This window comes from Mucilaginibacter sp., from assembly GCF_028288185.1.
Lineage (GTDB): Bacteria > Bacteroidota > Bacteroidia > Sphingobacteriales > Sphingobacteriaceae > Mucilaginibacter.
In genome coordinates this window covers 118,877-141,652 of record NZ_JAQBOF010000012.1, presented here as the reverse complement: position 1 = coordinate 141,652, position 22,776 = coordinate 118,877, and the positions used below count along the sequence as shown (strand labels likewise).

20 protein-coding genes are annotated in these 22,776 nt (G+C 40.9%); 11 read left to right on the top strand and 9 right to left on the bottom strand.

The annotated features are described in order from the left end of the window. Together JWQ34_RS06175 and JWQ34_RS06170 are read left to right on the top strand one after the other, a co-directional pair. Positions 1–1,104 carry an aldose epimerase family protein gene (locus JWQ34_RS06175; RefSeq protein ID WP_299355502.1) on the top strand — a complete coding sequence of 368 codons (1,104 nt, stop codon included), beginning with the start codon at positions 1–3 and terminating at the stop codon, positions 1,102–1,104. Between the two features lie 148 nt (positions 1,105–1,252). Then, a complete protein-coding gene (locus tag JWQ34_RS06170; RefSeq protein WP_299355499.1) occupies positions 1,253–1,780 on the top strand; it encodes a hypothetical protein in 528 nt (175 codons plus the stop codon). A gap of 145 nt (positions 1,781–1,925) precedes the next feature. Here the strand turns inward: JWQ34_RS06170 and JWQ34_RS06165 are convergent, their stop codons facing one another. Further along, positions 1,926–2,141, bottom strand: coding sequence for a hypothetical protein (locus tag JWQ34_RS06165; protein ID WP_299355497.1), 216 nt, complete (start codon positions 2,139–2,141; stop codon positions 1,926–1,928). A 235-nt stretch (positions 2,142–2,376) separates the two neighbouring features. Between JWQ34_RS06165 and JWQ34_RS06160 the strand changes: the two genes are divergently transcribed. Both JWQ34_RS06160 and JWQ34_RS06155 read left to right on the top strand, forming a co-directional pair. Further along, positions 2,377–4,380 (top strand): tetratricopeptide repeat protein, encoded by a 2,004-nt coding sequence (locus JWQ34_RS06160; RefSeq protein WP_299355494.1) that lies wholly within the window; start codon positions 2,377–2,379, stop codon positions 4,378–4,380. 43 nt (positions 4,381–4,423) lie between these two features. After that, positions 4,424–5,209, top strand: coding sequence for a cupin domain-containing protein (locus JWQ34_RS06155; protein ID WP_299355491.1), 786 nt, complete (start codon positions 4,424–4,426; stop codon positions 5,207–5,209). A gap of 35 nt (positions 5,210–5,244) precedes the next feature. Here JWQ34_RS06155 and JWQ34_RS06150 read toward each other — a convergent pair whose 3' ends face one another. From JWQ34_RS06150 to JWQ34_RS06135, 4 genes are all read right to left on the bottom strand, one after another. Then, a complete protein-coding gene (locus JWQ34_RS06150; RefSeq protein WP_299355488.1) occupies positions 5,245–5,652 on the bottom strand; it encodes a hypothetical protein in 408 nt (135 codons plus the stop codon). Between the two features lie 14 nt (positions 5,653–5,666). Next, on the bottom strand, positions 5,667–5,858 hold the full coding sequence (locus JWQ34_RS06145) for a TMEM175 family protein (RefSeq protein WP_299355485.1): 192 nt from the start codon (positions 5,856–5,858) through the stop codon (positions 5,667–5,669). 330 nt (positions 5,859–6,188) lie between these two features. Beyond that, positions 6,189–7,391: a PQQ-dependent sugar dehydrogenase gene (locus JWQ34_RS06140; RefSeq protein WP_299355482.1), complete on the bottom strand. Its 1,203-nt coding sequence runs from the start codon at positions 7,389–7,391 to the stop codon at positions 6,189–6,191. Positions 7,392–7,679: 288 nt separating this feature from the next. After that, complete coding sequence (locus JWQ34_RS06135) at positions 7,680–8,477, bottom strand: DUF1080 domain-containing protein (protein WP_299355479.1); 798 nt, start codon at positions 8,475–8,477, stop codon at positions 7,680–7,682. Positions 8,478–9,043: 566 nt separating this feature from the next. On the opposite strand from JWQ34_RS06135, the gene JWQ34_RS06130 reads away from it, so the two are divergent. The 3 genes from JWQ34_RS06130 (at position 9,044) to JWQ34_RS06120 (ending at position 12,482) form a co-directional block, all read left to right on the top strand. Further along, the gene (locus JWQ34_RS06130; protein ID WP_299355477.1) at positions 9,044–10,417 is read left to right on the top strand and encodes a sigma-54 dependent transcriptional regulator; all 1,374 of its coding nucleotides are present in this window, start codon (positions 9,044–9,046) and stop codon (positions 10,415–10,417) included. Between the two features lie 133 nt (positions 10,418–10,550). Beyond that, a complete protein-coding gene (locus tag JWQ34_RS06125; protein WP_299355474.1) occupies positions 10,551–11,072 on the top strand; it encodes a DinB family protein in 522 nt (173 codons plus the stop codon). A 132-nt stretch (positions 11,073–11,204) separates the two neighbouring features. Further along, positions 11,205–12,482 carry a DNA polymerase IV gene (locus tag JWQ34_RS06120; protein ID WP_299355471.1) on the top strand — a complete coding sequence of 426 codons (1,278 nt, stop codon included), beginning with the start codon at positions 11,205–11,207 and terminating at the stop codon, positions 12,480–12,482. 464 nt (positions 12,483–12,946) lie between these two features. On the opposite strand, the gene JWQ34_RS06115 is transcribed toward JWQ34_RS06120, so the two are convergent. Continuing rightward, positions 12,947–13,465: an SHOCT domain-containing protein gene (locus JWQ34_RS06115; protein ID WP_299355468.1), complete on the bottom strand. Its 519-nt coding sequence runs from the start codon at positions 13,463–13,465 to the stop codon at positions 12,947–12,949. 84 nt (positions 13,466–13,549) lie between these two features. On the opposite strand from JWQ34_RS06115, the gene lepA reads away from it, so the two are divergent. After that, positions 13,550–15,337 carry a translation elongation factor 4 gene (gene lepA / locus JWQ34_RS06110; protein ID WP_299355465.1) on the top strand — a complete coding sequence of 596 codons (1,788 nt, stop codon included), beginning with the start codon at positions 13,550–13,552 and terminating at the stop codon, positions 15,335–15,337. A gap of 171 nt (positions 15,338–15,508) precedes the next feature. Beyond that, complete coding sequence (locus JWQ34_RS06105) at positions 15,509–16,390, top strand: bifunctional 5,10-methylenetetrahydrofolate dehydrogenase/5,10-methenyltetrahydrofolate cyclohydrolase (protein ID WP_299355462.1); 882 nt, start codon at positions 15,509–15,511, stop codon at positions 16,388–16,390. A 111-nt stretch (positions 16,391–16,501) separates the two neighbouring features. On the opposite strand, the gene JWQ34_RS06100 is transcribed toward JWQ34_RS06105, so the two are convergent. Both JWQ34_RS06100 and JWQ34_RS06095 read right to left on the bottom strand, forming a co-directional pair. After that, complete coding sequence (locus JWQ34_RS06100; RefSeq protein WP_299355459.1) at positions 16,502–16,840, bottom strand: Rieske 2Fe-2S domain-containing protein; 339 nt, start codon at positions 16,838–16,840, stop codon at positions 16,502–16,504. Positions 16,841–16,845: 5 nt separating this feature from the next. Then, complete coding sequence (locus JWQ34_RS06095; RefSeq protein ID WP_299355456.1) at positions 16,846–17,610, bottom strand: hypothetical protein; 765 nt, start codon at positions 17,608–17,610, stop codon at positions 16,846–16,848. A gap of 155 nt (positions 17,611–17,765) precedes the next feature. Between JWQ34_RS06095 and JWQ34_RS06090 the strand changes: the two genes are divergently transcribed. Further along, positions 17,766–18,389 carry a 7-carboxy-7-deazaguanine synthase QueE gene (locus tag JWQ34_RS06090; protein ID WP_299355453.1) on the top strand — a complete coding sequence of 208 codons (624 nt, stop codon included), beginning with the start codon at positions 17,766–17,768 and terminating at the stop codon, positions 18,387–18,389. 40 nt (positions 18,390–18,429) lie between these two features. Next, positions 18,430–20,328: an OmpA family protein gene (locus JWQ34_RS06085; protein ID WP_299355451.1), complete on the top strand. Its 1,899-nt coding sequence runs from the start codon at positions 18,430–18,432 to the stop codon at positions 20,326–20,328. Position 20,329: 1 nt separating this feature from the next. On the opposite strand, the gene JWQ34_RS06080 is transcribed toward JWQ34_RS06085, so the two are convergent. After that, positions 20,330–22,759 (bottom strand): hypothetical protein, encoded by a 2,430-nt coding sequence (locus tag JWQ34_RS06080; RefSeq protein WP_299355448.1) that lies wholly within the window; start codon positions 22,757–22,759, stop codon positions 20,330–20,332. Positions 22,760–22,776 lie beyond the last annotated feature (17 nt).

Below are 22,776 nucleotides of genomic sequence, written 5' to 3'. Positions count from 1 at the left end.
ATGAGAAGACTAATAGCGCTTTGCTTATTTATTTTGATGTGGGCAAACGCTTTCGTGGCATCAGCGCAAAATGTAAAGCCAGCCATTACCAAAATACTTTTCGGTGAAGCCGGGGGACAAAAAATATATCAATATACCTTAAAAAATAGTAAAGGCATGCGGGTTAAGGTTATCAACTACGGCGCTACGGTTACTGATATTATTACGCCCGATAAGAACGGCGAGTTGGGCAATGTGGTGCTAGGTTTTGATTCGTTAAAACAATATCTAAGTCGAGATAATGCCCGCATGGGTGCTATAAGGGGCCGTGTAACCAATCGTATTGCCAACAATAAGTTCACGCTCGATGGAAAAGAATACCTGCTTACACTTAATAAAAACGGCGAGGTACTGGGTATTAACAAAAGGATCTGGAACATAGAAGAAATACCCGGCAATAAAGAAGTTGGTTTAAAGGTGACCTATTTAAGTAAAGATGGCGAAGAAGGTTTTCCAGGCAATTTAAATTTGACGGTAACTTATACCCTCACTAACGACAACGAACTTAAAATAAACTACCTGGTTACTACTGATAAACCAACACCGGTTGTTTTAACAAGCCATTCTTATTTTAACTTGTCGGGAGGAAAAACGGATAAAATATTAAATACCGAACTACAGGTTTTTGCCGATCAATATTTAGAGACCGGCAAAGGCGGCGTACCCGATGGTAATTACCTGGACGTAAAAGGTACGCCGTTTGATTTTACCAGCCCCGAACAAATTGGCGCGCGTAACAAAGGCGAAGGCTACGACCTTACCTATATATTACGCAACAATACCGGCAGACTAGGGCTGGCCGCCGTTGCCTACGAACCCATAAGCGGCCGTGTAATGCAAACTTATACCACTGAACCAGGAGTAGTATTTTATACCGGCAATGCATTAAGCGAAAAAGTAACCGGCAAAGGCGGCAAACCATTTACCAAACAAGGCGCGTTCTGCCTGGAAACCCAGCATTTCCCTGACTCACCTAATCAACCCAAATTCCCCGGCGTAATTTTAAGGCCGGGCGAAACGTATACTTCGGAGACTATTTATAAGTTCTCGGTACGTGGTAATTAGGGTTTGGTTGGCAGAGAGTGCAAAAACCAACTAACCGGACAAATAGCAAAAACAATAACATTCTTACACCATCTACAACTTCATTTAAACAACAAGGTGCTATATTAATATCAATTTACTATTTTAGCTAAATCATATCACAATTAACATGTATTTAGCCCCTAACCAACTACTCCGCATTTTTAGCGCATTATTATTAATATTAACCCTTTACTTCAATACAGCAAGAGCCCAGCAAACGCAATCCTATCCTAAAATTATAGGCTATTTTAGTATGCTAAATCCAATAAGCACTTATACTAACAATAAATTTTCGGGTAATTTCTCGGGCGTTTATGTGGCTAACTTTCCATTTGGTATTAATTTATTAAAAAGCGATAATTTTGGGGTTAGTTTTGAGATCTCGCCAAGCATTCGTGCAGAGAATAATACAGCCAAGGTAACATCTATTGTTTTTAGCCCGGGAGCTATATTTCGTTTTCAAAACAATTTCGCCATTATACAACGGGTTGCTTTTGAAACCAATGGAAGGTTCGGAGTATCCACCATATTTAATAAAATAATTGTAAAGGGTAAAGATGCCAGTTTATTTCTCGCAGTTCCTTTCGCTACTCGATTAGGAAACAGCGCGCCTGTATCATTAACTACAGGTTTACAAGTGGGCGTATTTTTTTAAATCTTTTCGGGGATTCATTTAACAGCCTGACTTAGTATAGGCTATAATTTATGGCATACCCGTACACCATTGCATTATCAATAACCTCACTGCCTTGTATTTGATCAGGCGGTAAGTTGAAAATGAGGAGTAAGTAAAAAGGAAACTATTTGCTTTTCTCGCCGGCTAACGGAAGGCTTGATATATAAAGCACTATGCCGATACCAAAAGTAATAAATCCGCTATACGCTAATAAAGCAGATGCGCTTATACCGCTTCCAGAGTCGGCAGCGTTTAATGCGTGATCAGGAGTAAAAACAAATGCGCCCGCTACTATCAATATTCCAACTGCTGTAATTATAAGTCCTAAGGTCTTTTTCATATCAGATATACAAAACTATTATGGCGCAAATATATAAACTTTGTGTTTTAATTATATGCTCATAAAACAATTCTTTTGCTCATGATTTTTTTACTCCGATAGCGGTATCGTATAACATTACACTACATATGTTTAAAAGGCCTATTTCTTAGCCGGGCTTCGTAATGAAGTTATTGCTGTTGATTCAATAATTTGACAATTGGATTTAATTTTATTTGGTAAATAAATTTCTATATTGATCGCAATATTCATGTTAAAAAAGATCAACCTTATAAAATATAGTTTATGCGTTTTTGGGATAGCTATAACCTTTATAGCGGCTCATGCTCAGCCGCCGTCAACTACCTCATTATTAATTCGTTTAAAAAACAGTAAGCCGGATACCAGTCGTGTACTTATCTACAAAGCTCTAATCACTAATTATCGAAATGAAAAACCTGACTCGGCAATTTTTTATGCTAATCAGGGCCTCGCGTTGGCTACTCAACTTAATTATCCTTTGGGTATTGGTTTAATGCATGGCCAAATTGGTGCCATAGATATTGCCTTTGGCAAGATGGATTTGGCAAAAGATCATTTAACAACTGCTTTATCAATTTTCGAAAAAATAAATTATCAGGCAGGCTTAGTTCCAGCAAATAATACCCTGGGGATATGTCTGGCTAAAATGGGATCTTATAAAGAAGCTGCACAGCATTTCCTGGTATCGTTAAAAATTAACCAGGGAAAGAATGACATACATGGATTGATGCAATCATACCTCAAGCTAGGCGCGCTTAATGAGCAAATAAATAATCTGGATAAGGCACTTGAGTATCAACAAAAAGCGCTTAAATTAAATGAGCAACTGCCTCCATCAAGCGCCGAAGCAACCATACTGAACAACATAGGCATCGTATACGCCAAAAAGGGCCAGATGAAACAAGCGCTTCAATATTTTTTAAATGCAATAAAAAAGGCTGATCAACATGAGCCCGAACAACTAGCTATGATATCGGGCAATGTTGGTGATGTTTATCAGCAATTAGGCGATGCAAAAAAAGCTTTCGATTATCAGTTTAAGGCTTTAACAATTGCAAGGAAATTAAATTTACCCGAGGCGGAAGCTACTACCCTTGTTAACCTGGCATCGTTAAAAACAAAAACAAAGCCCGATACCAGCTTAATTTTATTAAATCAAGCTTTAACAATTACAAAAACTATACATCAACATCATGTAAGGCTGGATGTGTATGCCGGTTTAATAGATGTTTATAAGCAACAAAAGAATTATAAGGCTGCTGCACAAACTTTAGAAATGCGGGATGCGTTAAAGGATAGTCTTTTCACCTTAAAAAACTCTAAAGACATAGCCGGCTTAATAGCAAATAATGACCTGGCTCATTCTAAAATAAAAGTACAACAACTGCAAATCAGCAACGCCAAAAGTAAGTTTCAAACCTGGATAATTTTGGCTATAGCAATTTGTACCGTAATTGTGCTGCTGATAGTTATTCTTTTTTATCAGAAAACAAAAAAACTAAACAAGCAGCTATTACTACAGCAGGAAGAGTTAAAAGGACTGAATAATTTTAAGGATAAGTTGTTTTCTATAATAAGTCATGACCTACGATCGCCGGTTGCAACTATTGTAAATTTACTGAGCATTTTAGAAGGCGAGGGTGATAATACTGAAGCACTGAAGTTTATACCAAGATTAAAACAGCATAGTTTATCAACCCTTGACGTAATGGATAAATTGCTGATTTGGGGCCAAACACAGCTAAAGGGAATGACCCAAAACAAAACCCGTTTTAATGTTAAAGATATAATTGTACAAAACCTGCACCTGCACAAGGAAATAGCCGAACAAAAAAATATTCTATTAATAGATAATACACCCGATGAACTTTTTATTTATGCCGATAGTTCGCATGTTGAATTTGTGATAAGAAACTTATTAGCCAATGCTATAAAATATACCCATACAGGTGGCTGGGTTAAGATTGAGGCCAGTACTGGTAGCCCTAAAGATTATACTACTATCTCTATAAAAGACAATGGAATTGGTGTTGCGAAATCATTACAGGATAGGATATTTGAACCTGACAATGAAAGCATGGATGGCACTGATAGCGAAAAAGGAAACAGTATTGGCCTGATGCTTTGTAAAGAATTTATAGAGCGTAATGAGGGCAAGATATGGGTAGAAAGTGAGTTAGATAACGGAACCAATTTTTATGTTTCCTTTAAACAATAACTTGTATTACATTTACTACCAATAAACCAATAAACATCTCTTAATGAAAGCAATAATCACCATTTTACTAATGGTTACCTCGGTTTATGCAATAGCGCAGAATAACGAATTACATGCAGGGGTCTATAATTGGAGCAATAGCAAGCCACAAAAAATTGGTATAGTTGATAAAAGACCTGTACTAAAAGGAAGCACGCTGGATCTTAAAAAATACGAAATATATACGCTCACCCTTCCGGCAGGTAAAACCTATACCCCACCTATTAGCGACAGTAACTTTGAACAATTAATTGTAGTAAAAAGCGGTAACATTAAATTGATACTTAAAGATACTTCACAAACGGTTGGCGCGGGTAGTATTGCTTTGGTATTAGTGGGTGATAAGATCAGTTTTCAAAATTTATCAAACGAGCCGGCAACCTGGTATGTTATTAATTACCAATCAGTAAACCCGCCAGATATGCAACGTGCACATGACTCGGGCCCGTCATTTATAAAAAATTGGGATCAGCTAAAAGTAAACAGATCTGTAAAGGGCGAAACCAGATCTTTGTTTGACAGGCCTACATCTATGTTTGGGCGGTTTGAGGTACATGCAACAGCCTTAAACCCCGGCTATGCCAGCCATGACCCGCATACACATCGGGTGGAAGAATTAATATTGATGTTAAAGGGCAGCGTATTAGAAACCATAGGTGAAGATAAAATTAACGCGTACTCCGGCGATTGTATATACCTGCAATCGCAAATATTGCATAGGCCAATAAATAACGCTAACGAGCAATGCTATTATTTGGCCATACAATGGCATAATTTAAAAACCGATTAGTTATCCTTAGGAGGCTTGTTTTTAATTAAAGCCGGCTATTGACCATATTGTTCATCGGCCAGTTTTTTTTCTATACGTGTATCGGGTATAAACCAAATACAAGCCACCGCAACATATAAACACAAGCTTAAATAGGTGCTTATCCATGCAAGCCCTATAGCTAACAGGTAGCATACCAAAGATACTTTACCTTTCCAATCGTCCCCTATCGCGTCTGCAAGTAAAGACCGTTCTCCCTCATGCCTAACTAATACGATAACTAAAATGGTGTAAGCTATGGCATTCATTAAAAGCACAAAACCATATAACACTATCGGCCCTGTTTCATGGAAATGACTTTCGCCCATCCAATCGGTTGCAAAAGGCACTATAGAAAGCCAGAACAATAAATACATGTTTGCCCAAAGTGCAGGCCCGCTTATAGAGCGTACAGCATGTAACATGTGATGATGGTTATTCAATAAATACCAACATATATAAAGCTTAGTACGTAGCTGGCAAAAACAGGCCACATTGGTACTAAGTCTTTCAGATCATCGCCTTTTGGTAATTTTAACTCCAAAACCATTATGGTAATTATAATAGCTATAACACCATCGCTAAAAGCCTCAAGCCTTGTTTTACTCATGTTTACATTTACAGATCGCATAGTGGTTACAAAGTAGTAAATATTGTTAAAATGAAAATGAATTTTATTTTTTTCATTTTATGCGATTAAAACGAGTAATAGTTTAACCAGTCAAACAATTAAACTTACCAAAAAATCTGGTCATTATACAACTGCTACAGAAGAAGGGACAACCGAATTAGTTTCGCAAGCATCTGAATAATTAACAAACAGCCCCCACCAAAGGCGGGGGCTGTTTGTTAATTATTCTAAAATAGTTTTTGAATAAATAAATTTAATAAGGATTGGCGATTGGGCCTGTCGCTTTATTTAATTTGCTAAGCCTAATCTTTAATCTTCAACAACCAATTTTTATTGCTTGTTTATCTTATATAATTTACCGCTATCGGTACCGGCATAAATGGCACCGTCTTTACCGGTGGCTATGCAGCGCCAGCGTTCGTGCTTATCAGCTAATAAACGCTCCTCGCCTACTACTTTATTATTTTCAATAACCAGGCGTGCAATATGATTACCGCTCAGTCCGCCTACAAACATGTTGTTTTTCCACTCGGCAATGTTACCGGTATAAAACATCATACAGCCCGGCGATATTACAGGGTCCCAATAGTAAATCGGCTGTATAGTGCCTTCTTTTTGTTGTATACCATCATAAACCTTCTGGCCGCTGTATTCAATACCATAAGTTACAAAAGGCCAGCCGTAGTTACCACCCGCTTTAATCAAATTGACCTCATCGCCACCGCGTGGGCCAAACTCGGTCTCCCAAAGATCGCCGGTAACGGGGTTAAAAGCAAAGCCATCCGGGTTACGGAAACCAAGGGCATATATCTCGGGCTTAGCATCGGCTTTGCCAATAAATGGGTTATTAGCAACCGGTTTACCTTCTTTAGTAATGTGAATGATCTTGCCGGTCGTAGCGCTCAGGTCCTGCGCCTTTACGCGGATATCGTTAGACATGCGGTCGCCGGAACTTACAAAAATATTGCCCTGCTTATCAAACAATAAACGCGACCCAAACTGACCGGCACCTTTATAGCGCGGCGAAGCTTCCCAGATCACACTTACATTTTCAAGTTTAGTTTCATCGGCTGATAGTTTGCCTTTAGCTACAGCCAGAGTGGCCCCGCCGTCGCTGGGTTGTGCATAGGTCCAGTAAACCATGCGGTTTTGAGTAAAGTTAGGGTCGATGTTTACATCCAGCAAACCACCCTGCCCTTGAAACTGCACCTCGGGGAAACCTGTAATGGTTTTATCAATTTTACCATCGGTTGTTAGTATTTGCATAATGCCCGGCTTGCTGCTAATCAGTAAACGGCCATCGGGCAAAACATGGATGCCCCACGGGCCTTTCAGCTCGGTGCTGATTACGGTAGCCGTATATGGGGTTTGGGTTTTAACGCTGCCAATACGGGTTTGCCCCACAAAGGCCGGTTTATAGTCGCTATTGGCTTTGGCTGTTTCTACAGGTGGGCCGGTTTGAGCCATGCAGGCCGTAGTTACCCATGTTAGGATGGCACCTAATACTAAGGGCCTATAAAATTTTGATATCATAAAATCAATTTTGAGATAATGTTATTTAAAGTTACAACGTTATCTGCTATATGTTTAATTACAACATGATTTTTACAGTTTGGTTGAAGATAATGAGTGAATGGATGAATAAAGATTGGTTTCCCGAAAGCTATCGGGAGAAGATTAAAGATTAGACTTAGCTTGTTTTATAAAGCTATAGGCCTAATCTCTAATTAACCAATCACTAATCACTAAATGCGGGCGTTGCCTGCGGCGAATGGTATGAAAAAGATTGGTTATTGAATATTGCGCGAGCAGAAGAGCGCTTTATTTTACTTCCGGCAGGACACGAATTTTAAGATTGCGAAACCGGATCTCATCACCATGATCTTGCAAAAGAATATGGGTCTTAGCCTTTAGCCCAAAATTTGGTACGCTTTTATATTTACTATTGGCAATTGCCTTGAGTAAAGTTGTACCCCCCAACTCAAAGCTGACGATCCTGGTACCGTTTAGCCAATGTTCCACATGGTTGCCCTGCACAACGATGCGCGATTCATTAAACTCCCCGGCAGGTTTTAGTTTTTTAGAATCATTAGGCGGAATAAGCGAATACAGGGAGCCTGTAGATCGGATCGGGCCATTTTGCAGTACATCCTGGTGCCGTTCGTCATCAACCAACTGGTACTCGAATGAAACCGGACTGGTGCCATCATCGCCCATATACATCAGCGTTCCCGGATTATGTTGACGTTCCTGCATCAAATAATAAACGCCGCTATTTCCACCTTGCTGAATGCTCCACTCCCAACTAAACTCAAAATCCTTAAACGCGTCATCGGTCATCAGGTCACCGCCGCCGGTGCGGGGGCGGCCGGTTCCTTTTGCGTTTTTTAGGCATCCGTCTACAATGGTCCAGCCCTTAGACGGTTTATCTGTTTCATAATAACTGTGCCATCCGTTAAAAGTCTTGCCGTCAAAAAGCAGTTTCCAACCGGCTTCCTTTTCACTTGCAGACAAGGTATTAACGGGGATAGTTGCAACCTGGGCTTGCCCTAAAACCCCTTTAAAAATCAGGAAGGTAAGAACAATAATTCTACCCGCCAGCTGTATATTTTTTCTCATACAGTAATTATAATTTCTATTAAAAACCAAAACATTGTCTCTTATCTACCTGGGCAACCAGGCGATGACATAATATTTATATTGCCATTTATAAAAGGCTACAATCAGTTGGGGTTATCAATACTATTAAAAATAGTTGATAAAAGGAAATTATCTAACACCTGCTAGTTAATCATGAGGCTGTTCGATTTCGCCGACTTTGTACCACTATGCAAATAGTCTTTAAACTCTTATACCCTAAACGCCATTGCATGTAGCCGCAGGCTATAAGAGAGGGGTGAAATATGGCTAATCTAGAATACATACGCCTGCAAGACCTTAGGCGCAAGGCCGGTATCCGCTCCCATCGTTAACGCGACCCTCTCCCCACGCGTCATTGCAATGACGTGATGAGAGCTTAGGCCTGTCGCTTTATATTTGATTTGACAAGCCTGATCTTCAATCTTTAACTCAACCAAAATAAAAATCACACCCTACTCAAACAACTCCCCAAAAAAAGTGTTTAGTTTCCTATACAAATCCTATATTCGTAAACGTTATTACAACTTACCTATCCGTATAAAAACATGGCTAAAATATTAATAATTGATGATGAGCGGGCGATCCGCAATACACTGCGCGAAATACTTGAATACGAGGACTACGAAGTTGAAGACGTTGATAACGGCATTGACGGGCTTGAGCTGATTACCAAAAACGATTACGACCTGGTGCTATGCGACATTAAAATGAGCCGCATGGATGGCATGGAAGTATTAAGCGAAGGTTTGGCTATTAAACCTGATCTTCCTTTCATCATGATATCGGGCCACGGCACGGTGGAGACTGCTGTTGAGGCCAGCAAAAAAGGTGCTTTCGACTTTATATCCAAACCTCCCGATCTTAACCGATTGCTGATTACCGTACGCAACGCGTTAGATCGTGGCAGCCTGGTAGTTGAAACCAAGGTATTAAAACGCAAGGTATCTAAAGTGCGCCCTATCCTGGGCGACTCGACCCCTATCGCCAAGATCAAAGAAACTATAGAACGTGTTGCCCCTACTGATGCCCGCGTACTGATAACCGGTGCCAACGGTAGCGGTAAAGAGCTGGTGGCACGCTGGCTACACGAAAAGTCAAACCGATCAAACGCACCTTTAATCGAGGTCAACTGTGCGGCTATACCTTCGGAGTTGATTGAGAGTGAGTTGTTCGGACATGAGAAGGGTTCGTTTACCTCGGCTATAAAACAGCGGATCGGTAAGTTTGAGTCAGCATCAGGTGGTACCTTGTTTATGGATGAGATAGGCGATATGAGCTTATCGGCCCAGGCCAAAGTATTGCGTGCCTTGCAAGAAAATAAAATAACCCGTGTTGGTGGCGAAAAGGAAATTGAAGTTGACGTACGCGTTGTGGCGGCGACAAACAAGGACCTGCTAAAAGAGATCGAAGCCGGTAATTTCCGCATGGACCTTTACCATCGCCTAAGTGTTATCCTGATACATGTACCACCATTAACCGAGCGTAAGGACGATATCGCGCTGATCACTCAAAGCTTTTTAGAAGAGATTTGCAATGATTACAGCATGCCGCTTAAAAAGATCTCTGAAGGCGCGTTAGAAGCTCTTAAAGCCCTACCGTGGACAGGTAACATCCGTGAGCTGCGTAACATGGTTGAACGTTTGGTCATACTAAGTGATAAAACCATTACCGATGATGATGTGAGGGCATTTGCCAATCCATCGGCACCCGCTACGGCATCTGCAGCAGCAGCACCGCAAACTGATTTTAACCAGTTCAAAAACTTCCAGGATTATAAAGACTTTGCCGAGCGCGAATACATCAAGTTCAAACTAGAGAAAAACAACTGGAACGTGTCAAAAACTGCCGATGATATTGATATACAACGAAGTCATCTGTATAGTAAAATAGAAAAATACGGGTTGAAGCGTGGAGGGTGATCTTTAATGAGTGAATTATTGAATGAGTGATTGAGAGACTTCCTGTGTTTAAACTTTGGAAGTCTTTTTATTTAGTAACTAACTATCTATCTATAAACACTATCTTCGTTTATAAATCAAACCATACCCCATCATGAAAAAATTATCATTTTTAATTGCCTTATTAACTGTTACCTGTACCTCTGTTTTCGCGCAGATAACCAGAGAACAAAGCGTTGCCGAGTGGAAACGCGCCAAAGCTTACACCAAAACTTATTTAGATGCCATGCCTGCTGATGGTTACGCCTTTAAAGCAACGCCCGAGGTACGCTCATTTGCCGCACAAATGCTGCACTTAACAGACGCTACTTACTACTTCCTCTCTTCGGCAAGTGGCAAACCTAGTCCGCTGGGTAAAGTATCTGCAGAAAAAACGGTAGCACAAACTAAAGAGGCTACAGCAAAAGCAGTTATGGATAGCTATGATTTTGCCATCAGCACAATTGAGGACATGACTGATGCCGACATGCAGCAACCAGCATCAGCCGAAGGCATGAAAGCAACTAAAGGTTTACTATTAGCCAAAGCGTTCGAGCATCAAACACACCACCGTGGCCAAACAACCGTTTACCTGCGTTTAAAAGGTGTTACGCCTCCGCCTGAAATGTTGTTTTAACCACATAGAGGCGCAATACTTTGCGCCTTATGGAAAATACACCAGCCCTTTCAATTAATTTGGAAGGGCTTCGTGTTTAATATACCTAAATATTTAATTTGTATTTACTAATATTTTTAGCAATTTTGCTAGGTGAATCAAAACTCTGTTGAAGTAAAAACCGAATCGAGGGTACTGTTTATTGATATGAACAGCTACTTTGCCCGTTGCGAGCAGCAGGCCAACTACTGGCTGCGCGGCAGGCCGGTGGGTGTTTGTGTATATACCGGCAAATATGGCTGCGTTATCTCACTATCAACAGAGGCCAAAGAACGGGGTTTAAGGGCAGGCATGCGGTTAAATGATGCCATGGCTGCCTGCCCCGACCTGGTGCCCGTAGAGAGCAACCCTGCCCGTTACCGCGAGTATCATACCAAGATCATTAACGTGTTGCTCACTCACTGTAAGGATGTAGTTGCCAAAAGTATCGATGAAGCCATTATCAACCTGGGCCATTACGATCACCTGGACCCATTAACCTTAGCCAAACAAATTAAGCGGGAGATACTTGAAAAAGTGGGCGACTGGCTAACCTGCTCGGTGGGGATAGCACCAAATGCTTTTCTGGCTAAACTGGCATCGGTACGGGGTAAGAAAATGGATGGCTTGCTCATGATCACCCACCAGAATATTGATGAGGTGTTGCGCCCGTTAAAGCTGGGCGATATGCCGGGCATTGGCGCCAACATGAGTTACCGGCTGGAGCGTGCGGGCATTAACACCCCGCTTGAGATGCGCTATGCAGGCCCTGATAAGTTAAAACAGATCTTTAAGGGGATTGAAGGAATCTACTGGCATTATCGTTTAAACTTTATCGAAACCAACATTGTAGCACACGATTACCGGGGCATGCAGGCCATGCGGCAGATATCCAAAGAAAAGAGGCAGCACATTAGCTATATAGACCAGTTATTTATGACGCTTTGTCTAACGCTGGAGAAACGGATGGTAAACCATAAGTTCTATTGTAAATCCGTAGGGTTTACGGCAAGATATGAGGATGGTACCCGTTGGGACGATGCTTTTACCGTTACCACACCCGTGCAGGATGCTATAAGTTTAATGCGGATGATACGCATAAGGGTAGATAAGTTTGAAAAGCTAACCGGTACCAGCCCTATATTTAGTACCGAAATTAACAGCATGCGTGTGGGTGTTACCAACTTTGTAAATAACGGCAATATGCTTTACAGTTTGTTTGAGGATATGGACCGCAAAGAAACCGCGCTAAAAACCATGCACGAAATTAAACACAGGTTTGGTTCTGATAAACTGATACGCGCTATTGAAATGACCGATGGCAAAGTGATAAAAGATGTGATAGGCTTTGGCTCAGTAAAGGACCTAACGGAGCTGGATTATAAGGGGTGATAAGAGTGAAGTGATCCACTTAAAAAAGTGGATCACCTGGATCATCTACTTTAGTTAACTAACTGTAAATAAATAATTTAACAAAACAAGTGGATCACCTTGGATCACTTGTAAAACTTCAAGTTAACGCATATAATATTCTTTAAATAAGATAGTTATGTATTTTTATAATGTTTTTGAAATATCGCAGTGGATCACCTTGAGTGGATCATACCTAAGTATCTTAGGTATTAGGCTCGTTTGCTACGGAGGCAAAATAGACAAGTGCGCTGGGTGTCATGCTGAGGCTCTCGAAGTATGAGCGTAAAGGCCTACCCACATGCTTCGAGAGCCTACCCATGACATATTGTAAAAATGTTAAACTTACGAAGTTTTTAAAACTTCGTAAGTTTGAACGTAACATGTCATTTCACCCTCAAAGTCCCGTCGGGATTTTATAACTCAGCATGACACCCATTTTTTGATTACTGATTCAGCAACTTCTTTTTCTGCGCATCATACTCTGCCTTTGTTATGGCGCCCGAATCCAGCAAACCTTTTAGTTTCTTTATCTCGTCGGCAACAGAGCCTGCGGTTGTGGGTTGGGCATTATCGGTTGCTTTGCAGGGTTTTACTTCGCAGGCTTCAATGGCATCATCAATAAAAACGGTATAGCGCATAGGGCCACCCGGGTTTACGCCGAACATGTATTTATCAATACCGTTCACTTTAATTTTACGGATGCTTTTTAAAACAGCGCCAGCGTTAGCAAACTCTTTAGGTAAAGTACGTGTACTGCGTGGGTTAGGTATCAATCCATGATCTTCAAGATATAAAAACGAACCATCCGGTTTAGTACCTCTGCCCAATTTTACAGTATCACCTATATGGTAAGTCACTCCGTTTGATGCTTTATACTCGGTAACCGATGTCCCGCCAAAAAGGCCTTGCGCCTTGCTTAAAAATGGGGCCAGTAACAGTGTTGCTAATAATATTCTTTTCATAGGTTATACAGTGATTCAAACAAGGTAGCTAATTCCCAACAAATATGCCAATTTATCGCCTAAAAAACCTATTTTTGCGGCTGAATGAAGTACATACGTAATTTTTGTATAATAGCACATATTGACCACGGTAAAAGTACCCTTGCCGATAGGTTATTAGAATATACCGGCACCATTACCCAACGCGAAAGCCAGGCACAGTTGCTTGACGATATGGATCTTGAGCGCGAGCGCGGGATCACCATAAAGAGCCATGCCATACAAATGTATTATGAGTTGGATGGGCAGAAATATGTTTTAAACCTAATTGATACCCCCGGCCACGTAGATTTTTCGTACGAAGTATCACGTTCTATCGCTGCCTGCGAAGGCGCTTTGCTGATCGTAGACGCCGCACAAGGTATCCAGGCGCAAACCATATCTAATCTTTATCTGGCTTTAGAGAACGACCTGGAGATTATCCCGGTACTAAACAAAATGGACCTGCCCGGCGCTATGCCAGAGGAAGTAAAGGATCAAATTGTTGAGCTGATAGGCTGCAAACGGGAAGATATTTTAGCCGCATCGGGCAAAACCGGTATGGGCGTACATGATATTTTACGCGCTGTTATAGAACGTGTCCCCGCCCCTGTTGGCGACCCGGATGCTCCTTTACAGGCGTTGATATTCGATTCGGTTTATAACTCGTTCCGTGGTATTGTTGCTTACTTTAAAGTAGTAAACGGCGAGATCCGTAAAGGCGACCGTGTGAAATTCTTCGCTACCGAAAAGCAGTATATTGCTGAAGAAGTTGGCACACTTAAACTAAAGCAATTACCAAAAGATGTCATAAAAACCGGCGATGTTGGTTATATTATATCGGGCATTAAAGAGTCGCGCGAGGTAAAAGTTGGCGATACCATAACTACCATTACCCGCCCCTGCGAAACTGGTATACAAGGTTTTGAAGAAGTAAAACCGATGGTATTTGCGGGTATATACCCGGTTGATACCGATGATTACGAAGAGCTGCGCGAATCAATGGCTAAATTGCAGCTGAATGATGCATCATTGGTTTTCGAGCCGGAATCATCAGCCGCTTTGGGCTTTGGTTTTCGTTGCGGTTTCCTGGGCATGCTGCACATGGAAATTATCCAGGAGCGTTTAGAGCGCGAGTTTGATATGACGGTAATTACTACCGTACCCAACGTATCGTACCTAGCCTACTCTACCAAAGGCGAAGAAATTATAGTAAATAATCCATCAGACCTGCCCGACCCAAGTAAAATTGACCGTGTAGAAGAGCCTTATATTAAAGCGACCATCATTACCAAATCCGAGTTTGTTGGATCGGTAATGTCGCTTTGTATTCAGAAACGTGGGTTCATCAAAAATCAATCATATCTAACGTCTGATCGTGTTGAGCTGGTGTTTGAAATGCCAATGGGCGAGATCGTTTTTGATTTCTATGATAAGCTAAAAACCATATCAAAAGGCTATGCGTCTTTTGATTATCACCAGATAGGTTACCGCACCAGCGATTTAGTACGTTTGGATATTAAACTAAACGCCGAGCCGGTTGATGCTTTGTCGTCATTGATATTCCGTGGTAACTCTTATGATTTTGGTAAAAAGATCTGCGAGAAGCTGAAAGAGCTTTTACCACGCCAGCAATTTGAGATCATTATACAGGCATCAATTGGTGCCAAGATCATCGCCCGCGAAACAGTTAAAGCCCTGCGTAAAGACGTTACCGCTAAATGTTATGGTGGTGATATATCGCGTAAGCGTAAACTGTTAGAGAAACAGAAAAAAGGTAAAAAACGCATGCGCCAGGTAGGTAATGTAGAGATACCGCAAAGCGCGTTTATGGCGGTGTTGAAACTGGATTAGATGTGAGGCATTATTTCGCTCGTCATTGCGAGGAACGAAGCAATCTCTACACATGCTAAATCAAAAAGGGAAAAATTATTTTAATGGCGAAAGCCCTATTTATAAAATTGCGTACAAGTCTATCTCATTAGAGATCGCTTCGTTCCTCGCAATGACGCTTTAATAGTAATTATGCAGCTTTTAGACGGAAAATACGTATCAGAAAAACTCAAGGTTGAAATAGCAACAGAAGCCGCCAAAATCTTAGCAGATACCGGCCGCAAGCCGCATTTGGTAGCCGTATTGGTTGGCCATGATGGCGGCAGCGAAACCTATGTTGCCAGTAAGATAAAAAACTGCGAGAACGTGGGCTTTAAATCAAGCCTGGTACGTTATGAGGATACCGTTACCGAAGCCGAGCTACTTAAAAAAGTAGAAGAATTGAATGCCGATGCTGATATTGACGGCATCATCGTTCAACTTCCCCTGCCCAAACACATCGACCCTGAGAAAGTAACCGAGCGGATAGACTACCGTAAGGATGTTGACGGTTTCCACCCGGTTAATTTGGGCCGTATGCAGCGCAATTTACCATCATTTATTCCCGCAACGCCTTATGGCATTACGTTGATGTTGAAAGAATACGGCATCGACACCGTGGGCAAACATTGCGTAGTTGTAGGCCGTAGTAATATTGTTGGTTCGCCCATGAGTATATTAATGGCACGTAACGCCACTCCGGGCAACTGTACCGTCACCATTTGTCATAGCCGCACTCCAGATATCAAAAAGTTTACATTGGATGCAGACATCCTTATTGTAGCCATCGGCAAAAAGAATTTTATTACTGCCGATATGGTAAAAGATGGCGTGGTAGTAATTGATGTAGGCATGAACCGCGAAACATCAACCGTAACCAAATCGGGCTTCAAGCTTTATGGTGATGTTGATTTTGAAAACGTGGCCCCAAAAGCATCATGGATAACCCCCGTACCCGGTGGCGTTGGTTTGATGACTATTATTGGATTATTGAAGAATACTTTGGCATCGGCTAAGAAAGAGGTGTATCAGTAATATCCCTTTTTGTCATTGCGAGCGTAGCGCGGCAATCGCGGACTATTTATGTCGCATACTTTTCTATTTGCGATTGCCACGCTCGTTCCTCGCTCGCAATGACAAATATTATTATTTAAATGCATTTCTTACTCTTTCCAAAAAAGAGGTCATTCCCACATAAATACCATCCTCGCGTACTTCTACCGGGTAAGTATCCACATAATCATTTTGACCGGGGTCGCCCCTGCCGGTATTTAGATTGTAGGAATACCTATGAATTGGGCATATTATTCTTCCATCACGGCACCAGCCGCCGCTCAATTCGCCGCCTGCGTGCGGGCAAGTTGATGATATGGCATAGATAGTCCCTTCATAACCAACCAGGCAAATGCCTTTGCCGTTAATTTTTACCTTTTTAATAAATGGATTGGTGTTGTATTGCAGGTCGGGTACTTTATACCAGGTCATGATCTTTAAAAATCGATCTTTAGGTTCATGATAGATGGGTTCTTGATCGCATCGTCCATGGTAGTTATAAGGGTAACATGCCTCCTGTCGGCTGATACAACGGCTTTAGGATTATTTACCTTTTTAACAGGTTTAGCAAAGTTCAATATCACTTTGTAAGGCATATCAATCAGCATAGCTTTAGCCATAACCAGCGTGTTTTGAGTTTTCTTTAAGAAAGCGTTAAACTTTGTCTTGTCAACTATGCGATAAAACTTATGCGGCGTAACTTCGTATTGGTAATAATCCTGCCCTGAAATTAATTGCTGGGCGTCAAATCCCCTGGCCTGCTTGTTGTTTTTAGTCACCGCGTCCAGTTGGCTGTTCATAGATATTTTTGAAAGATGCTGCAGATAATATTGAAGCTCGGCCGGGGTTTTGGCGGTATGGGTGATACTCATTTTCATAACGCTTTTATTCAGATCCATTTTAATGGATAGGTTACTGTTAGCTGCCATCGCTAATTCGTCTTTATTGAGTTTACGCTCCAGGCTATCGGGCATAGCTGCCAAAAAGGTCATGGTGGTATCTTTTACCAGGTTAAACTGGGCTGTTGATTTTGCCGAATCTGTCAGTAAATTTTTAAATACCGATATGGCCCTGCCCATATCAAACCCGTACACTACGTTACAAGATCCATCCAGTTTAAAGTCATAATGCTCCTCAATATCCACGCATGACGTGAAGCAAAGCATTATAACGAAGATGAATAGTATGTAGCGTTTCTTCATTAAACCAAATGTAAGTGTTTGAACTGAAACAACACATAGAGACTTGCGAAGTTTTTGAAAACTTCGATTTCTATTCGGCCAAACATCACCCCAATCTCACCTTTTACCTTTCGGCTTTTACCTTTCGCCTCAAAAAACTACCTTTGCGCCCTATTATGGCACACCAAGTTCCGGAAGACGGCACATTACTTCCTTTAATGGAAGAGTTTTATACGATACAGGGCGAAGGATATCATACCGGTAAGGCGGCTTATTTTATTAGACTTGGTGGCTGCGATGTGGGCTGCCATTGGTGCGATGTAAAAGAAAGCTGGGATGCAGAATTACATCCGTTAACTGCTGCCGACCAAATAGTCGAAAACGCTATTCTTTATCCGGGCAAAGCCGTGGTTGTTACCGGCGGCGAACCGTTGATCTATAATTTGGATTACTTAACCGAGCAACTACAAAGCAGAGGCATCAAAACCTTTATCGAAACATCAGGCGCTTATCCCCTTTCGGGCCATTGGGACTGGATCTGTTTGTCGCCTAAAAAATTTAAAGGGCCAACGCCACAGGTTGCCCAACACGCTAACGAGTTAAAGGTTATCATCTTTAATAAATCCGATTTCTTATTTGCCGAACAACATGCCGAATTAGTGCCTGCCGGCTGCAAGCTGTATCTACAGCCCGAATGGTCAAAATCAAAAGAAATGACACCACTTATTGTTGATTATGTAATGAATAACCCTAAATGGGAAATATCATTGCAAACCCATAAGTATTTAAATATTCCTTAATAGTTGTAACTTAGCGTATAAACTATACGTATCCCTGCGGATGAAAAATGTAATACTTCTTTCTTTATTGCTTTTTCTATCGGTTTTTGTCTACGGCCAACAACAATATACTACCACCAATCAACAGGCTATAAAATATTATGCATTGGCAAACCAGAGTATTGATGAACATCGATATGCCGAGGCTATAGCTCAACTGAAAAAAGCTATAGCCGAGGATGCTAATTTTGTTGAGGCACATGGGCAATTAGGCGATATGATGCACCTGCAAAAAAACAATAAAGGCGCTATTGAAGAATTTAAGAAGGTTATAGCCCTTAATCCTGATTATAGCCGGGCAGTCTATTCAAAAGTTGCGGATATGGAAATATCAGAAGCGATGTACCCCGATGCGCTTAAACATTTACAAAAGTATTTAAGCTATACCGGCATTACGGATCAGGCTAAGCTTAATGCCCAAAAACTTTTAAAAGATTGCCTTTTTGCAATTGAGGCATTGCAACACCCTATAACATTTAAACCCATTAACATGGGGCCTAATATCAATACCGCTTCCGATGAATATTCACCAGTTTCAACAGCAGATGATAAGACCATCATTTATACCCGCCAGATAGCGCTGAATGAAGACTTTTACCAAAGCAGCAACGTAAATAACGAGTGGCAAAAGTCTGTGTATTTAAGCGATAAGATAAATACACCAAATTACAACGAGGGTTCTGAGTCTATATCGCAGGATGGCAAGTTTCTTTTCTTTACGGGCTGTAACCGACCTGACGGCCACGGTCGCTGCGATATTTATGTAGCACAAAAAAAGGGGGACGACTGGGGTAAACCATTTGATTTAAGTCCGCCCGTTAATACCGGGGGCTGGGAATCGCAACCATCAATTAGTGCTGATGGGCGTACACTGTATTTTGTAAGCAACCGCAAAGGCGGTTATGGCGGCTATGATATCTGGAAATCAACACTTACCGAAAAAGGCTGGGGCGAACCGGAGAATTTGGGTCCAAATATAAACACGTCTTATAACGAGCAATCGCCGTTTATTCACCCCGATGATAGTACGCTTTACTTCTGTTCGAACGGCTGGCCGGGCATGGGTGGGCAGGACTTGTTTGTAAGCCGTTTAGGCAAGGATGGTAAATGGCAGGTACCCAAAAACCTGGGCTACCCTATTAATACCAACGGCGATGAGAGCGGCCTGAGCCTTACCGCCAATGGCAGCTATGCCTTTTTCTCATCAAACAAACTGGATGGTTATGGCGGCTTTGATATTTACACTTTTGAAATGCCGCCCGAATTACGCCCGCACATAGTTACCTACGTAAAAGGCTTTGTAAGCGATGCTAAAACCCGGCAACCACTGGAATCAGCGGTTGAAATAATTGCATTGGAAAGCAATAAATCGGTTTACCAGGATTATAGTTCTGTTGATCGTGGCGATTTTTTGGCGACTATTTCTGCCGGTAAAAATTATGGTTTAAATATTTCTAAGCCGGGGTACTTGTTTTATTCAGAAAACTTTTCGCTGGTTGGGCATACATCAGGCAATCCATTTAATATTACGGTGTTGTTAGAGCCTATTGAGGTGGGTAATAAGGTGATATTAAAAAACATATTTTTTGACACCAATAAATACCAGCTGGAACCCGAATCGAGGTCAGAACTACAGAAGCTGATAGAATTTATGGCTTTAAACCTTACAGTACATATTGAAATATCGGGTCATACAGATAACGTAGGCAATGACGAGTTGAACCAAAAGCTATCAGAGAATCGCGCCAAATCTGTGTATGATTACCTGATAAGCGGTAAAGTTGATCCAACCCGGATGATATATAAAGGCTACGGCAAAACAATGCCTATAGCTCCTAATATTACTGATGAGGATCGCGCCAAAAACCGCCGTACAGAGTTTAAAATAACTGCTAAATAATTTATTGAGGTTTTACCACATCAAATGTTTTTTCGCCATAAGTCACATCATCGCTTGTTACCCCTTGTACAATTATTTTAAACTTGCCGATAATGTCACCTGTGTAAAATGACAGTTCGGTATCTTGTCCTGACTTTACCTTAACCAGGTGATGCCAATAAAGGGTTGACAGGTATATTGGTTCTTCAGTAGTTTTTTCAGGGATATTTTCAATATAGAACTTTTTGGGGAGATAAATACCTTTAAGCGATAGCTTGTTATCGGTTGCGCCGCAGCCAAGATAAACTGTGCTTACCCCCCATCTTATATAACTTCGACCCACAACAGGCAAGACATTGTCAGGCTCATACGGATGGTTAGGGCAATTAAAAATATTATACCGGCAAATATAGTCGCCACACGCATTAGCATAGATCTTACGGTCTGCACGGGCTTTAATTTGCACCTCTTTTATATGTATAGCATGTTCTGAGCCGGGGATGCGTAGTTTTTGCGTATCATATTGTTCAACAAAATTAATGTCATTAATCTCTACATCGTTTGCTACCTTTTTATTAAGAGCGATATAAGGGTCTGTTAAGTTGATTTTGTATTCATTTTCCTTCGCACCTTTTACTACATAGCTTATCATCCTATCGGGCCCGGTTACCATATCAATGTACTTTAATTCAAAATCGCCATTATCCTTAGTATCCATAGGTCTATAGTTGTTGCCAAAACTTATCAGCGGCACCGCTTTTTTAATTGGCTTGTTTGAGTTAGTAACAACCGTCCCTTTAAAATAAATATCTTCAACTTTTACTGTGTCAGTTGGTAAAACATTTAGCATATCAAGCCAGGTATACCTACGCCAGCCTTTTACAAGCAGTATATCTTCCAGAAATTGTTTATCAAATGTCGTATTGCCCAGGTAATTATCTTTGGCGGGCATGTTTAACAGTTTATCCTCTAAATAAACAAAGCTTTCTATATCCTTCTTTTTAGTGATATCAATCCTGTTTTGTTGTATACATGCAAACGATACTAAGGCGCTATCTAATTGCTTAGTACCGTCCAGTTTAATTTTCACGGTAACTTTTTGCCTCGGATTATAGGTAGCCCTGTCGGTATTTATATTTAGTTTTTCCCTTTTATTATAATGCGCAAATACCAATCTTTCGGCAAAGGGCCGCCCTAGGCTGTCTACAATTGTTAGCTGCAGCAAACCTTTAGGCGCATCGTTCATTATTAATTTCACCCTTCGGCTTACAGTATCAATATTAACCGGACTAGCAAAAAAAACCTGCTTGTAATCATGCCCTATTAAATACATTTTTTCAGCTTTGGTAGCTTTTACCATTGCAATTAATGTATCGTTAACTATCGCGTTAGCTATAGTTATTATAGGACCTTTAGTTATAGCGGGCGGCAAATCATATAAAGTATCTTTTTTATTTATGCCAACAAGTTTAACATGATAACTATGTCCCTTAATGGGTTTTAGTAAAAACCTGTTTATACCATATTCGCTGGTTGTAATATTTGCAATCGCTTTTCTATCTTCAAACAATATGGCCCTTACCTTTAATGCACTCCCGGTAGCCGTTGTTACTTCCCAACCTATATTGCTGCTAATATTATTTACAAGGCTTCCTCCTTCCGGGTAAAACTTAATTATTGCTGGTTGTGCGGGTATAGGCAAAGCAATATTGATATCTTTTACCTCCTTTTTATAAGAAAGTCTTACGTGTAATTTATTATTACCAACGCTTAGCAAGCTTGATGGTATATTGAAGATGTATTTACCAAATTCGGTTTTTACGTTGCCCTGCAGTACAGGATGTATGCCATTACCCACGTAATAGGTAATCGGCACGGTTTCCGGCGGTTTTGTTGTATTTAAGAAATTTACCAAGAGCATTACTTTTTGCTGGTCGGCAGTTGCTGATGTATCTAAAGGATTTAAAGAGGCTGTAAATAAAGGCTCGCTGGCAGATTTTATAGTTATACGCTGCGTAAACAGGACATTTGGCTTACTGTTTAAAAGGCGATTGGTATAAGCTATAAAACTATAATTGCCGGCACTAACAGAATCGGGCACTGTTGTACTGCCTAAAATAATACCATTGCTTATTACAAATTTGTCATTTAGCAATATCGCGTGGGTGTCATCATTCACCAAAGCAATTGAAAGCGTTTTGTAAACCTGGTGATTATAAACTTTAAACAAATATCCGGTAAACCATACCTGCTCATTATTGCTATAGATATTTTTATCGAAATGGATGAATAGCGTGGGCGACTCGTTTTTCCAGCGGTTTAGTTTAAGCTTTTCGGCAATATCATCATTCTGCATGGGCGCTCTTTGCGCAACAGTGCTAACAGAAAACAGCAATAATACACAAACAGGGACAACCAATTTATGATAGAAAAACGTTTTTTTAGTTTTCATGAAGATAGGGACGAGGT

Bases quoted from the DNA above. Each gene is read 5' to 3' on its own strand.
- JWQ34_RS06175 (WP_299355502.1), top strand. From the start codon at position 1: ATGAGAAGACTAATAGCGCTTTGCTTATTTATTTTGATGTGGGCAAAC.
- JWQ34_RS06170 (WP_299355499.1), top strand. From the start codon at position 1,253: ATGTATTTAGCCCCTAACCAACTACTCCGCATTTTTAGCGCATTATTA.
- JWQ34_RS06165 (WP_299355497.1), bottom strand. From the start codon at position 2,141: ATGAAAAAGACCTTAGGACTTATAATTACAGCAGTTGGAATATTGATA.
- JWQ34_RS06155 (WP_299355491.1), top strand. From the start codon at position 4,424: ATGAAAGCAATAATCACCATTTTACTAATGGTTACCTCGGTTTATGCA.
- JWQ34_RS06150 (WP_299355488.1), bottom strand. From the start codon at position 5,652: ATGTTACATGCTGTACGCTCTATAAGCGGGCCTGCACTTTGGGCAAAC.
- JWQ34_RS06145 (WP_299355485.1), bottom strand. From the start codon at position 5,858: ATGCGATCTGTAAATGTAAACATGAGTAAAACAAGGCTTGAGGCTTTT.
- JWQ34_RS06140 (WP_299355482.1), bottom strand. From the start codon at position 7,391: ATGATATCAAAATTTTATAGGCCCTTAGTATTAGGTGCCATCCTAACA.
- JWQ34_RS06135 (WP_299355479.1), bottom strand. From the start codon at position 8,477: ATGAGAAAAAATATACAGCTGGCGGGTAGAATTATTGTTCTTACCTTC.
- JWQ34_RS06130 (WP_299355477.1), top strand. From the start codon at position 9,044: ATGGCTAAAATATTAATAATTGATGATGAGCGGGCGATCCGCAATACA.
- JWQ34_RS06125 (WP_299355474.1), top strand. From the start codon at position 10,551: ATGAAAAAATTATCATTTTTAATTGCCTTATTAACTGTTACCTGTACC.
- JWQ34_RS06115 (WP_299355468.1), bottom strand. From the start codon at position 13,465: ATGAAAAGAATATTATTAGCAACACTGTTACTGGCCCCATTTTTAAGC.
- lepA (WP_299355465.1), top strand. From the start codon at position 13,550: ATGAAGTACATACGTAATTTTTGTATAATAGCACATATTGACCACGGT.
- JWQ34_RS06105 (WP_299355462.1), top strand. From the start codon at position 15,509: ATGCAGCTTTTAGACGGAAAATACGTATCAGAAAAACTCAAGGTTGAA.
- JWQ34_RS06100 (WP_299355459.1), bottom strand. From the start codon at position 16,840: ATGACCTGGTATAAAGTACCCGACCTGCAATACAACACCAATCCATTT.
- JWQ34_RS06095 (WP_299355456.1), bottom strand. From the start codon at position 17,610: ATGAAGAAACGCTACATACTATTCATCTTCGTTATAATGCTTTGCTTC.
- JWQ34_RS06090 (WP_299355453.1), top strand. From the start codon at position 17,766: ATGGCACACCAAGTTCCGGAAGACGGCACATTACTTCCTTTAATGGAA.
- JWQ34_RS06085 (WP_299355451.1), top strand. From the start codon at position 18,430: ATGAAAAATGTAATACTTCTTTCTTTATTGCTTTTTCTATCGGTTTTT.
- JWQ34_RS06080 (WP_299355448.1), bottom strand. From the start codon at position 22,759: ATGAAAACTAAAAAAACGTTTTTCTATCATAAATTGGTTGTCCCTGTT.